The organism is Halolactibacillus halophilus (assembly GCF_900115605.1).
GTDB lineage: Bacteria > Bacillota > Bacilli > Bacillales > Amphibacillaceae > Halolactibacillus > Halolactibacillus halophilus.
The window spans coordinates 12,985-27,174 of record NZ_FOXC01000031.1; the positions used below are offsets into that span (position 1 = coordinate 12,985).

Sequence of the window (14,190 nt, forward strand, 5' to 3'; positions counted from 1 at the left end):
GTTAAATGTTTAATTGATGTACCAAGTATATCCTATTTAAATATATCAACAAGTATGGTTGATACATTTGAATGTGAAACATATTGCTGTTGCCAATGTCACCGCCAGCATGAAAAACCTAAAGAAAAAGTTTACCTGAGCGATCGCCCAGATAAACTTTTTCATTTTTTGTATAGGCGTGAGGTAAGCCGCACGATGTTAGCTTTTAACAGTGCACTTATTTAATTTACAAGTCACTCCCTCAAATATGCTTGTCAGTTAGACTAAGTTACTTTGGTCAATATAGACGGTAATCTGATCAATATCATGATGGCGACCAAACAGCATCTGACTCGTTACCTCATCTAAACTGTGACCTTGATAAACGGTTTCTTTACCTGATACATCAGTGATAATGATTTTTTCTTCATCGCTTAACACATAGATAACAGGTACCGTAAGGACAGTAAAGCCAATGGTATCTTGATTTAAATGAATCGATTGTATTGTTTCTAGGTTTTGACGATGAGCTAATAACCATTCTTTATCTGTCGTTAAGAATTCTGCTTTTGACAATAATACAGGCTTAAAGCTAAGTTGACCCTTTGTTACGGTCACCCCGAGTTCACCAAAGCGAGACAAAATATCTTCTTTTACTTGTCCTGTCATACCTGGTTGTTGTACACCTGCAAAACTCGGTGTATGTGAATAAGCTTCTGTTGGGAATGCACCATATTGTTCTGGCGTCTTATCTACCCCAATGCCTGCCTTTATATCACGATAATATGTGACGAGTTGCTTAGCTTCAGAAGTCATGCCTTCTCTTTGATACACATCATTAAAGTTCTCTTGTGTCGCAAGTAATAATTTCGACACCATGTGCCAATAAATACTGCCAAGTCCTTCGTACTTGTAGAAGGTCCCTGAACGACCAGTAAAGGCATGGTGGTTAAAGAGATTTGTAAATAGATCTTCAACCGCAATAATGTCTGCCTCGTCGTAACAACCTAATGCTTCTAACGCTTCCCTTACTTCTTCACCATTTCTAAAGCGACCATTAAAGTGATAATGTCCATCGACATCCTGTTCAATAATGCGTGTCTGATTAGCTTCTAATTCTTGTTTAAGAATAACGGAAGCTTGCATATCTTCAGCCGGGATAATGTTCTTTTCTAAGAATTTAGGTAAGTTTCGGTTCGGGTACAACATATAGCTGTTTTGGTCTTGACGGTAAATCGCACTCGTTTTTAATGAAGCTAAAACGTTAATTGCTTCTTCTTTTGCTAAGGCTTTAGAACTTAACACAGCGACTTGACCTTCTAACATCTCATATAAATAATCGATGCTACAACTGTGATCAGTAAAACGAATCAAGTTATAGGCATGGTACAATCCATCTTCGCGTTTGTTTTTCACAATGGTATCTTTTAAGTGTGACAACGATACATCGATAAAGGCTTGTAGTGCCTGAACAGAAAGTACTTCTTTCTCACCTGAGAAACCTTCATTATAGACAGTCTCACGGTAACTTTCTCCGATGTCACCTAAAGCTTTAACTATCAGATAACGCGTTTCATCAGAAATAGGTTTACCTAGAATGGATTTGTGTGATTTCAAGACGTCAAACGTTTGATCAAACATCTGTTTTACTTCCGCCGATACTTCAACCTTATCTGACGGTAATTCTTTAACAAGTTGGTCCATATACACTTGGAAGCGGTGCATGTAGTAAAGTGTTACCATCGATAACCCATTACCAACGAGGGCATTATTGGCATCGTTCCATTCTGGACGCTGGGTATTCATCCAGATACCACCTTCTGGGACGTAGTTTGAAAATTTCGCTAGTAAGGTAACCAATAATTTTTCCATCAAGTTAACATGGTAGACACTGCCATTATGAAAGGTCAATTTACCATCTGAACCAATTGCTTTGACACGTTCATTGATGACTACTTCCTTTTGATCATCATAAATAATACTATTTCTTGGGTCTTTAACTAACGCATCGAATCCCTTAATACGGTAAGGCACATTCGCATAAGCAAACATATCTTTTGTGAGCAGTGTCTGTAACTTTTCTGGGTTATAATCTTTTGATAACTCAAGTAATTTTAATAAATAGATGATTTGATGGTCACCCCAGTAACCGATATTTGACCAAGGATCATCCGGGTCAAGGACCTCCCAGTCAATACCTTCTTTTGTAATCCGGTAGGGATTGTATCCATCAGCAGTCGAAGCATTCACGAACTTCGCAATAATGCTTTCGGTAAAGGCTGGGTACGATAACGAAAGCGCTTCCCAGTTTTGGAAGATATCACGCCAGTTCCCTTCAAAGTTCAAAGCTTTTGATCCGTCTTCTTTTGTAACTTCAATATTAAATTTATTCCATGGACGACTTGGGTCACCGTGACGACGACTAAATGACAGTGGTAAATATTCAAATACCATCCGTTCTAAGTCACTATTCGCTTCTTGTTTTACTAAGTCGAGTAACTCATTGTAATGAAGCCTCTCTGGTAAGGCAGCAAAAAAGGCTGTTTTCTCGCGATAGACAACCTGATTCCATTGTCTCACAAATTGGATTAAATCATCTTTGTCAATCATATAACCATCGGCATAAATACCACCGCGCATAATGTTGTATAACGTATTAGAAAAATGACGATAACTTGCCTTTTCATTAGTCGTATATTGGAATCCATCCGCATTAAAGACGAGTTGACGCAAATTTTCTGAACCAGCTGCCACATCTTCTTCTACTACCTCAACTAATCCCCGATTTTTGGCTAATGTTTGTTTTAACGCTATAATATCAGCAGCGCTCTGATTTAATTCAGCCACAATGTACCACGACTTTTCAGCACCTTTTTCTAAATCAATAACATCCGACACATAATAAGCACCGCGACGTCCCTTCACATCCGTTTCTGTTTCAATATCCGCATTAGATGAGAACGCTTTAATTTGTTGTTCTGATAAAAGATACGTTGGTCGGTCTAATCCTTTAGACCAAACTGTCGTTGCTTTTAGTGATTCACTCGGTTCTGCTTTATCCGTCAAAATAGAACTAAGTGTATAAATACCTAAACCAACATCTTCGTGTAATTCTGACCGCTTATACCCATCTACAAGCGTACTTCTTGTTGTTTGAAGTAACGTATTAACGCCATATGGTAAAACATTTCTAAGTCCATCTAGCACGCGAACACTAACAGCGTCCTCTGTCATATTGATCAGTGTTGACTGCTTAATAAAACCATACGCCTCACTCGTCTTTAATGTATAGTTAAATGTTAAGCCTAAGTCATGATTAATTTCTTCAAAGATAATCTTGTCACCTGTCGTGTTCTTATAAAGGTTACGCGTGATCTGGTACACATCCGCTAAATGGACTGAAAATGGTTTCCAAAGATAATCTTTCTTGTCTTTTGTTGCAATCAACGTCGTATCAGGTCCTGTTGTTTCAACACTATCATGAATCTTATCATCGGTGTCATACGGGAATAAAGCTGACTCTGCATTTTTTCGTCCAGCAGTCAATCCTCCTGTGCTTGATGCGAACAACCAATGGTCTGTATCACTGACAACGGTCATAAAAAACGGTGTCATTTCATTCACATGCTCAATTTTAAAGAATGTCTCATTATGTAATGAGACTGTTTTTAGCGAAACCGCTTTCGATTTTTGGTATAAAAAACTGGTTCCTAGGTACAAATCGCGTGAATTTTCCATAAAAAAATCCTTTCTATCAATAATTTAATTTACTGTTGTCATCCCCGATTATAGCGGTCATTGAGCTATTGTGCAATCTCGGTAAACAAAATGATCTAGTAATCATCATTTTTCGTAGAGATTGACATAAATCACGCTATTCTATTGTAAAAAACACCTGCATTTAACACATCATTTTCCTTGTATTAAAAACTTATTGCATCAACAAGAGAACCGCTTTCGAAAAAATAAACTTTTATGATTCTCATTGTAAACAGGTTATGATTAGAATACAACCTTTTTTTCGCAAAATACTGTTCAATACTTATAGCACTTACTATACAGACTCTTTAAGAAGACAATCATCTAGTGAAAACGATTTAAATTAGTTTTGGTAAAACTGATAGCGTCTTTCCCAAGTTTTCGTTTCACCAGATGATAAAGCAATCGTAATAAAGACTTCTGGACTAACGACATGATCACGCCCCCATAGCGCCATCTTTTCAGGTGTAAAACATGTTAAGTCTCGAACGCCCGCCTTTAGCTCTTTATGATATAACTCCCAGTTATACGACGCCTTTTCTTCATTCATGTCAATCTGAGCATAAAAATCTCCATCAGGTACAACAGGCCACGCGACTTCTTTATTGGTCTGTTTCATTGTTCCTACCGCAACATTTAGCTGATTCATTTTGGGTAACGTTAACTGATAGTTTTCATTAACGGTTTCATGATTGATACCAATAAAGTTATGCGCATATTCATTCGTTTTAAAAGCGACATCTCCTGTATTTTTAAGCGTATAATGAATGATCACTTGATCCTCTATCAGTGAGATCACTTTTGTTAAATGAAAGCCATAACCATTGTCACTATGAGCCTCTGCATCCATTGTAAGACTTGAACTCGTCTGAGATACATGAAACTCAGCTGGTGTGACATCATAATGATAAAAGAAATCATAGTCCTTTTCGTCGGGTTTCGTAAGGAGACCGACGCCAATTTTCGGAAATTGCTTGCCTTGATTAGTGACTTCATAACCGAGTGGTTGATCAATCCCAAATTCATTACTGAGCCCCATACCACCTGTCCCAGCATCTTTTTCTAGACGTTCTGGCACACAGAAGGTGACCACATCATCTAAAGTTATTTGTGTTATAAAACCTGTCCAATCAAACCTTGAACCACTATACGCTTCTCCCGGTGCAGCAACCTCTATTTTTAAGCGGTTGTTCTTTAATACATACATCTTTTAAACATCCTTTCTTGTTATTTATTATTCTTTTAAGCTAAAGCGCTTTTTATATAGCTTTACTTAATTTAATTCAATCCAATAATGTTCGATCATCGTTCCTTCGTGCATAAATGTTCGTTCCAATTGGCCATGATTATTCTTAATAGTTTTAGCTGAGGCATGATTGTCCTGATCACAGGTAATCAAGGCACGCGGGATGCCTAATGTCTTACAACTCTCAAGTGCTAACCCGAGCATCTCAGTCGCATAGCCGCGTTGTCTTTCTGACTTCCGCACACTGTAACCAATGTGACCACCTAATGTTTTTAAATAGTCGTTCAGCTTGTGTCTAATATTTACTATGCCAACTAAATGATTGGTATCGATTGTAACCGCAAGATAGGTTGTGGCTGGTATACGGTTACCTACTAACCTATCTTCATACTGACCATCTTCAACATCCCTTAACCATGCATCAAACGATTCCGCGTGTGCTAGACCAGAAGTGCCATGCATGACCTCATTACCTTGTTGAAATTCTTTTCGGTAAGTGAGACAAGCTGCTTCATATTCTGCTTTAGGTAACACCAACTTTAAGCGCTCAACCATCATCTTTCACCCCCCTATCGTTTCACCGTATTTTCGTATGCTTTTGATTATACACGAAAACAACACCTTTACCAGCTTAAAATGAAACTGCGTAAAGGTGTTGATATTATCATGAAAAAAATACAACGAAAGGTTGTTCAGTTTTGAATTAGATTTTAAACTGTTCAATCAATGTTTTAAGCTCCACTGCTAATTCAGCGAGACTTAGGCTTGAACGAGAGATCTCTTCCATCGAAGATGTCTGTTGCTGGGTTGCAGCTGAAACTTCTTCTGTTGCGGCTGAGTTTTCTTCCGCAATAGCTGAAAGATTTTCTAAAGATGATACAATCTCTTCTTTAATATATCCCATTTGTTTCCCAGTATCATTTAAAGAATCCACTGCATGATTTGATGTGACCATCGCCGTTTCAATTTGTTCATATTTAGTCTTTGTCAGTTGAACGCTCGCTAATTGTTCTTCAATAACTTTTGATACGTCAGTCATTACCGTCACGGAACGTTCCGCATTTGTTTGGAGTTCTTTTACGATCGCATCGATCGAAGCAGTAGACTCAGTTGATTGTTCCGCAAGTTTGCGAATCTCCTCAGCGACAACTGAGAAGCCTTTGCCTGCTTCACCAGCACGTGCCGCTTCAATCGCCGCATTCAGTGCTAAAAGGTTCGTTTGTTCAGCAATATTTGTAATGACACTGCTTGCTTCGCTAATCCGATGAGAGCTATCATTTGTACTATTAATCCCAGTCTCTACTTCTTTTGTTGCTTTAGATGTTTTGTCAGAAAGCATTGCCAGACGTTTAATTTCAGTCATACCTTCATCAACAGCACGATGAACGTCTTTAAACGCTTGATTTAAACTATCCACAACCGCTTGTTCTTGTTCAACAATTTCACCAAGTTGATAAGCTTTGTCAGATCCTGCTTCTGTGTTTTCAGCTTGATTCTCCGCTCCATCAGCAATGTCTTGAATCGTTGCCGCTACTTCTTCTGAAGCAGATGCTGATTGTTCTGAAGTTGCTGTTAATTGCTCAGATGCGGCTGAGACGTTACTTGCAGAATCATTGATTTGTTGAATGATTCTGCGCATATTTTCTGTCACCGTTTGAAGTGACGTCGCAAGTTGTCCTACTTCGTCTCTACTCTTAAGTAGTGCCGGATTAATATCCTGTCTTAGATCAAGTTCGCCAATTTTCTCCGCTGATTCAGATACTGAACGAATTGGTTTGGTAATACGTGAACCTACGATAAAAGTTAAGATGATCGCAACTAATACTGCCACTACCGTCAACACAGTCGTAGTCAGTTTTAAATCATCAACTGATGACAAGACTTCATGCTCATCCGCTGTCACAACAAGACTCCAACTTGTGTCACCGATATTGCTATAACCAATGTATAGCTCTTCATTATCAAAAGTATAACTCCCGACACCTGCATCAGTTGCGAGTATATCATTAAACTGGGTGGCTATAGTCGATAAAGAAGGATCTTCTTCTGACAAGGTGATGGGATTAAAGAAATCACGAATCATCTCACGGTCACGGTGAGCTATCACTGTACCAGTACCATCAATCATATAAGCATAACCTTGCTCCCCAAATGTAATATCTTCAACTATCATACTTAAAAAGTCAGCATCACCAACCCCAACAATCACACCTGTGACGCGGTTATTTTCCATAATGGGAACAGAGGTCACTATGATTAATTGGTCTCCATCCGCCACATTCACACTTTCAGATGGTGGCATTAATCCCCGCTCACCGTTAAGTGATTGTTGATAATACTCCCGTTCAGAAATCTCAACAATGTCTCCATCGTCACCGTAAGAATCCGATAAGTATAAATTGCCGTTAAGGTCAGCAATCCCAATCCGTAAGTAATTGGTCTCTTGTACCCGTTCTTTAAACACATCCATCGCCGCATCAATATCTTTCGTTTCTTCTTGAACTTCCGGTAAGTTAGCCAGTCCTTCTAGGTAAAGAAATTCACCTGTAATACGATTATCCGCAACGCGTGATGCTTCATGTGATAATGACAATAGACTTTCTTCTGCATCATTTTGAATAGAGTCAATCGCACCGTTCATAATAGTAAAGCCTAACGCAACTAAGGCTACTGCCATAATAACAGAGAAGTAAACAACTAATTTTGTCCTAATACTTTTCATCTAGAAAACGCCCCTTATTGTTTTATCTATATATTATATAGGAAAAAGGACGTAAAATCTCTATGTATTTTGCAGGTAAAAAAGGCAGTATTTACTGGTTCAAATATATCGTCTTCATTATCCATATTCAGTTTATTATGATTTGACATCAGAAAAAAAGCGATAATTCCCCTTACCATTATGTTTAATCTTATACATCATCTCATCAGCATTTTTAAGTAGCGTCTCACTATCTACCCCATCATCAGGGTAAACAGCAATACCGATAGAAGTATCAATGTGACAAACACAATCGCTAAAACGCATAGCTTCTTTTACACGTTGATGAATGTTTTTAACTACCTCTTCTATACTATCCCGGTCATGTGTGTCTCTTAATATAATTGTAAACTCATCGCCACCCATGCGAGCAACCGTATCTGACTTTCTGACACTTTCAGTTAGACGCTTACCAACCGTCACCAACACGTCATCACCGGCGCGGTGGCCATATTGGTCGTTAATATTTTTAAAGCCATCTAAATCAACAAACAGTAAGGCAAATTGTTTTTGGTCTCGTTCGGTTTCTACAATCATTCTTTCAAGGCGTTCAAAGAATAATTTTCTATTCGGCAAATCTGTTAATTTATCATAATTCGCTTGTTTTTCTAGTTCGCGCGCTAATAATTTTTGCTCAGTTATATCTGTAGCTGAACCGACGATATTAATCACTATCTCCTCTTCAAAAACCGGTGTGAGTGTCGTTTGCCAAATTCGCTTCCCGGCAGGTAAATCGAGTTCTTCTTCGTAGGTTATACTCGTCCTTTTATTAACACATGTTTGATAGTTTTTTGATACTATCTGTCCTACTTCCTCACCAAGTATATCTCCTGGCGTCTTATCTCTAATATCTTCTAATTTTAACCCTGTTTTAATTTGATGGGCTAAATTATTTCTCACATATTGAAAGTGACCATTGGAGATGACTTTCATTAAAAACATCGCATCTTGTGTTCCGTTAAATACTTTTTCATATTCTCTTGTTAACCGAGACAAATCACTCTCAACTTTTTTAGAATCGGTGATATCCGTGTGTGAGCCTAACATGCGCTTAGCCCGACCGAATTCATCTCTGATGACGAGTCCACGGCATCGCATCCAGACTGTTGTCCCCTCTTTATGCTCATAACGAACAACTTGGTCATATGGGTGATTTGGATTTTCACAATGTTTATGAAAACTTTCTGTTGCTAACTTTAAATCTTCTTGGTGAATAATATCATGCCATTCAGAAGACAAGTGTTTCTTTTCTTCAGGATTATAGCCGAGTGTCTTCCAAAACTTTGGACTCAGCCATTCGTTTTCAGGGTGTTCTAAATCCCAATACCACATGCCATCTAACATGTCCGTTTGAATATACTCAAAAATAACAGAATCATTTTTTACTAAATCATATAGTTCGCGTTTTAAATAATTATCTATCATATTGTCAGCCTACCTTTCCATGCAAGCTCTTATTTAGTATTTACTGTATTGATATTATACTTACTAAAGCAAATGACTTGTCTCTTAGACTGAATTATATCATATGTTTTAGTTCTATTTTATATATTCGCACTTTCCAATGAGCACCAGCGTGCTCTATCAAGTACCATCACCCATAGCATCATACAGACCGCCAAAGCGAATGATCTTGATGCATTCGAATACCTTACTGAACCATTTGAACAAATAACTAATACAAAAACTTTACATATAAATCAGTTTTAAAAAATTTTTGTCCTTGGAATCCTAATATTCAGAAGAAATATCAATAGCCTTTACTACACTTAACATTGTAGCAAAGGCTATTTTCGAGCCGACCTACCTTATGGATTGGTACTCACAAAAAAAGACAGGAAGACACATATCAAAAAGGCGATTGAATCGCAGGATCAATTTATCTTGTAGATGAATATGTACGAAAGTACAGTGGATGACCTGAAAAAGGGTGGGATGTATTGAAGTCAAGCAGGTGAATTAGGTATGGTGAGGCTTCTTCAAGCACATACAAATAAGACGCTAATAAGCATGTATTTAAACCATTCAGCACTTAGTCAGTATAAACAAAAAGACATGCAGAAAAAAGGCCGCATGTACTATCACTTATCGCAGGAAACACGTCCATCTGTCGGTGCAACACAGGGCGGCATACCAATCAACGTTACAAATTTAAGCGCTATTGAACAACTTGACACAACCATGTATTCCCTGTAATTTGCATTAAGCATTGATTTTGTGCAAAATCTATTGTAGAAATTTTCTTTCGACACTTAAATTAAAGGTCAACTTTGACACTCACTATCGTACCAAAAGGACTTCTTTTTTACATTCTTTAAAATCATTGATGTCCCCTCGTATTTAGTTCCTTGCAGGAATGCTCCTATAACAGAAATTAAATGCACATATAAACTTAGTCATTTTTTAGTTCAGCCCATTCATCACTTTCAGCCCCAATAATGCACTTACCATCAACTCTCATAGATAGACGTTTCTCACAACGAATGATCTCTTTAGTCATCAAATCTTTTGGAATTGCCATAACTGTTTCTTTAACGTATTTATCAAACAAGGCTTCACTAGGTAGATAATAATAGAATGACCATTTCCCTTCCTTTTTTTCATGGATTAAGCCAGCATTTTTTAAAATTTTTAAATGTTTTGATACATTATACTGGCTTTCCTCCAACACATCAATTATCTCAGATACGCTTATTTTGGAATCTATAGATAGCAATAGCCACATTATCTTGAGCCTTGTTAATTCTGATAAAGCTTTAAAAATTGTTGTATAACGCTCCAAAGGGTTAATTTCAAAGTTTTTCATATATACCTCCATATAGTTTACATATGTCTAATTTAGCATGCATCAAGTATATTATTTTTAAAACATTTTGTAAAGTTACTCTTTAAAAATGTTTGTGTCGAGTTGTTCTCAGTAAGATCGCTAAATAAAAATTTGAGTGCGCGTTTTTTGCTACCGCACTGTCGTTTGTTGGCCGTTCCCCTTACGTAAAGTTTTCAAATCACGAAAACCTTAGCTACGGGAACGGTAAGCTTAAATAAGAGAGAGGCTCTTAACCAGTTGGACAATCGCGCTTGAATTGGCACCGTTGATCGATCTCCAATGCATCCCTCGCTTCTTCATCCGGCAAGAAACACGATGTTGATTTGATTCCATTGTGCCAATCAAAATAACGATGCCTTTGATTTAGTATGTAGGTCTTAAAATCAATGAGCCATTTAGCTTTTTCGGGTCAACTGCTTTCATATGTATCCGTCCACAAGATAAATTGATCGTGATCATGCATATCAATCGCATTTTACTTGTCTTCATGTCGCTTTTTTCAGCACCAAACGTCCGGATAATCGCTTGTAACACACGGCATTTATCTATCTGGCACAACACATCTTTATCAGACTGGGAGAAGGTTGTTTTAAACCGTTCCTCCCCGTATCCAACACCACCATCACTGTTACCTACCACCTGTGACGGTTCAAGTGAATAGGTCAACGCTGTCATTGTCTGTACGTCATTCCAAAAGTCGTCTATGGCCTCTGTACTCATCACAAGCGTGAGTACTTTTAAAGTGACGCGCTTTCTATTTTGACACCATCCCTCATACACAATCGCTTATGAGACTTCAATGCCTCTTCGATGCTTTGTGCAACGGACAAAGACACCATCTACCTCAACAAACAACACTGGATAGGTTACACTAAACTAGACAGTTTTGTTAAGGTCGGTTAAACTTGTGGGACTAATCACTCGAGGGAGAGACCAATCATGGAAAAAAGAGCACGCCGATTATTCTCAAAAGAATTTAAAGAACAAGTTGTCAAACTGTACCTAGCTAGAAAACCTAGAAACGAGATTATTAAAGAGTATAAGTTAACGCCATCAGCCTTTGACAAGTGGATTCGTCAACACAAGGAGACGGGTTCATTCAAAAAAAAGATAACCGCACACCTGAACAAGAAGAACTGATTCGCTTACGGAATCAAAATAAACAACTGGCAATGGAAAATGATATTTACCCTAAAGGATAAGTGTTTCTAAAAGAAACACTAAAAAGCAAGCAGCGCTGATCATGGGACGAAAATAAATGTGATAAGAAACAACCGTCATCAGTATTCGATATCAGCGATGTGTACTCTGTTACAGGTCCCTCGATCGACGTATTACTGCGTCGCAACCCAACGTGATAATCGAGATAAAGCTATCCAATAAAGCAAAATAATACTTACTTTTTAAAAAAAGAACCCCCTCTAAACCCATTGATAGCAAGGATTTAGAGGGGGGTTATTTTAAAAAAGTGTCAAACTCGAGTTTTTAAAATAATTTGTGAAGTTACTCTTTAAAAATTATTGTATAAACATAAAAAGAATTCCACCAGTCGTAGCAAGTGTCAACACTGTTAATGTAAATGCAACAATTCCTTTTGGTTTTAGCATTGAATTTAGAATTGCTAATTCTGGCAAACTAGCTCCTGTACCTCCTATTAGAAGTGCCATAGCCGCACCCATACTCATTCCTTTTGTGAGTAAAGTACCTAAAAGCGGGATTGCCATTTCAATACGCAAATATAAAGGTACTCCGATTGTTGCCGCAACAGGAATTGCATACCATGCATCCCCTCCAACGTACTTTTCAACAACACTACTTGGAATATAGGCCAGAGCAATACCACTTATTGCTGCACCTACTACAGCGTAAGGCGCAATTTGCTTGAATAAGGATACGGCAAATTGTAATGCTCCTCTAATCTTTTCCTTATGTCCACCGTTAGTCGCAGCTCCAAGACATTCTTCATCACTACTGTTTAGATCTGAATCTAAATTTGTGAATGCACTATCACAAGCATTTTTTGTTTCTGAAATGGCAATTCCTTGAGATGCATTATTAGGTTCACCACATGATGTAGTATTCTTTTTAGTTGCAGCTATTTCAGCTAAGTTTTTAACTTGATATCTAACTTTACTACGTCCTACAGTAAGACCAGCTAGTATTGCCCCGCCAAATGTCCATAAAAAGTATATTAATGCAACTTTAAAACCAAAGGCTCCAAATATTATTCCTACTACAACAAAATTTGACAATGGTGCTGAAATTAGAAATGGTAATACTGTTGAAAATGGTGCTGACATTTCTATCATACCCATCGCAATTGGAACCATTGAAGCACTACAGAAAGGTGTTAATATACCGAGTGCTGCTCCAGTTATTGCACCCATGATCGTATTTTGGCCTTTCAACTTTTTTTGAAGCTTCTCTTGAGGTATATACTCCTTAACAAATCCTGTAAGTATTGATATCCCCGCTATTACCATGATAAGTACAGAACCAACATGCCAAAACTCCTCAAGAGCTATTATAAGCTGTTCACTCATGATGTAAAACCTCCTAAATATTATTATATGCTCATATGCACTATTGAGCATGCAATAATATTACTACTTTATATTTTCTTTGTCAATAACCATTTAACGTTTTTATTTTTCAATTAAACCCCAATTAATGAGGGTTTTATTAAAGCCTTTTGAAACGATGTTCAAAAAATCTTCGGAAAGTATCATCTGAAGATACACTATTTTCAGTAAGCGCCAATTGAATGGGTATATAACTCATATTGAATTCTTTATCTACGATAAAGTTAAATTTATCGTTTTAGGGCGAGAAGACACCTTCCTCAAGTGCATTAGCACTAGGTGGGTGATGAATTGCTTGTTTTGAATATTTTTGAATATTTTTGAAGTGACAAACATATATTCCGCATGGTATAATTAAATCACTAACAATGACCGTCACAAAAAAAGAGAGGGTGTGTATCATGGGCATGAAGGCCATTTTTTCAAATCGCTTATATAAGCATAAAATCGACCCTAATTTTGTGATGTCCATGGATCACACCCTTCGGGTGTTTAATCAAGCCAAACATTTTCGCTATCAAGCGGAGGTCCGCGAGCTTAGGGGCTCGAAAGCGAAAAGTTCCGTCTCCATCCATCAACGTTTAAAGCAACGTTACGGATTAAATGATTATTATGCGAACAGCGCTGTTCAAGAAGGACGCGCGCTTCTATCCGCACAAAAAGAATTAAAGAACGTGTACATGCGTAATAAAAAAGAACAAATCAACGCCGTTAAAAGAAAAATAAAAGCGACGAAGGCGCGCTTGACGACACTTCAAAAAATAAAAGGCTCTTTTGTTAAAGGAACACCGATGTTCAATAAAACATCACGTGAACAACAAAAAGGGGCCTTTTTTGTTGTGACATATAAGTATTCCACACGCTTATTTTACTGCGCCTATGATTTTGAACATCAACACCTTGATGTTGAAATCAAACACCTAAAGTCTCGCTTAGGCCAATTGAACTTTAAGAAAGATCGATATGAAAAACAACAGACACAACTGGCAAGCAAAGTGGCAGGTGTGTGTTTTGGGAGTAAAAAACTCGCGCGCGG

The 14,190-nt window shown here is 37.7% G+C and carries 9 protein-coding genes and 2 pseudogenes; 3 read left to right on the forward strand and 8 right to left on the reverse strand.

Annotated features, from left to right (window positions below; translation table 11 throughout):
• Positions 1-258: 258 nt before the first annotated feature.
• From BM098_RS10295 to BM098_RS10315, 5 genes are all read right to left on the reverse strand, one after another.
• Positions 259-3,594, reverse strand: a complete 3,336-nt coding sequence (locus BM098_RS10295) for a hypothetical protein (RefSeq protein ID WP_234987482.1) — start codon at positions 3,592-3,594, stop codon at positions 259-261.
• A gap of 487 nt (positions 3,595-4,081) precedes the next feature.
• Positions 4,082-4,945, reverse strand: a complete 864-nt coding sequence (locus BM098_RS10300; protein WP_089833048.1) for a hypothetical protein — start codon at positions 4,943-4,945, stop codon at positions 4,082-4,084.
• Between the two features lie 66 nt (positions 4,946-5,011).
• Positions 5,012-5,542, reverse strand: a complete 531-nt coding sequence (locus BM098_RS10305; RefSeq protein ID WP_200795844.1) for a GNAT family N-acetyltransferase — start codon at positions 5,540-5,542, stop codon at positions 5,012-5,014.
• Positions 5,543-5,687: 145 nt separating this feature from the next.
• Positions 5,688-7,706: a methyl-accepting chemotaxis protein gene (locus BM098_RS10310; protein ID WP_089833050.1), complete on the reverse strand. Its 2,019-nt coding sequence runs from the start codon at positions 7,704-7,706 to the stop codon at positions 5,688-5,690.
• 135 nt (positions 7,707-7,841) lie between these two features.
• Positions 7,842-9,170: a sensor domain-containing protein gene (locus tag BM098_RS10315; protein WP_089833052.1), complete on the reverse strand. Its 1,329-nt coding sequence runs from the start codon at positions 9,168-9,170 to the stop codon at positions 7,842-7,844.
• Positions 9,171-9,710: 540 nt separating this feature from the next.
• Here BM098_RS10315 and BM098_RS10320 point away from each other — a divergent pair.
• A complete protein-coding gene (locus tag BM098_RS10320; protein WP_159430166.1) occupies positions 9,711-9,941 on the forward strand; it encodes a hypothetical protein in 231 nt (76 codons plus the stop codon).
• Between the two features lie 196 nt (positions 9,942-10,137).
• On the opposite strand, the gene BM098_RS10325 is transcribed toward BM098_RS10320, so the two are convergent.
• Entirely contained in the window at positions 10,138-10,551 is a 414-nt protein-coding gene (locus BM098_RS10325) for an ArsR/SmtB family transcription factor (protein WP_089833056.1), read from the reverse strand.
• 384 nt (positions 10,552-10,935) lie between these two features.
• Positions 10,936-11,292 carry a hypothetical protein gene (locus BM098_RS10330; RefSeq protein WP_234987483.1) on the reverse strand — a complete coding sequence of 119 codons (357 nt, stop codon included), beginning with the start codon at positions 11,290-11,292 and terminating at the stop codon, positions 10,936-10,938.
• Positions 11,293-11,511: 219 nt separating this feature from the next.
• On the opposite strand from BM098_RS10330, the pseudogene BM098_RS13775 reads away from it, so the two are divergent.
• Positions 11,512-11,910, forward strand: a pseudogene (locus BM098_RS13775) (transposase); the annotation flags it as partial.
• Between the two features lie 179 nt (positions 11,911-12,089).
• Here the strand turns inward: BM098_RS13775 and BM098_RS10340 are convergent.
• On the reverse strand, positions 12,090-13,115 hold the full coding sequence (locus BM098_RS10340; RefSeq protein WP_200795845.1) for a permease: 1,026 nt from the start codon (positions 13,113-13,115) through the stop codon (positions 12,090-12,092).
• 440 nt (positions 13,116-13,555) lie between these two features.
• Here BM098_RS10340 and BM098_RS10345 point away from each other — a divergent pair.
• A pseudogene (locus BM098_RS10345) lies at positions 13,556-14,190 on the forward strand (IS200/IS605 family accessory protein TnpB-related protein); the annotation flags it as partial.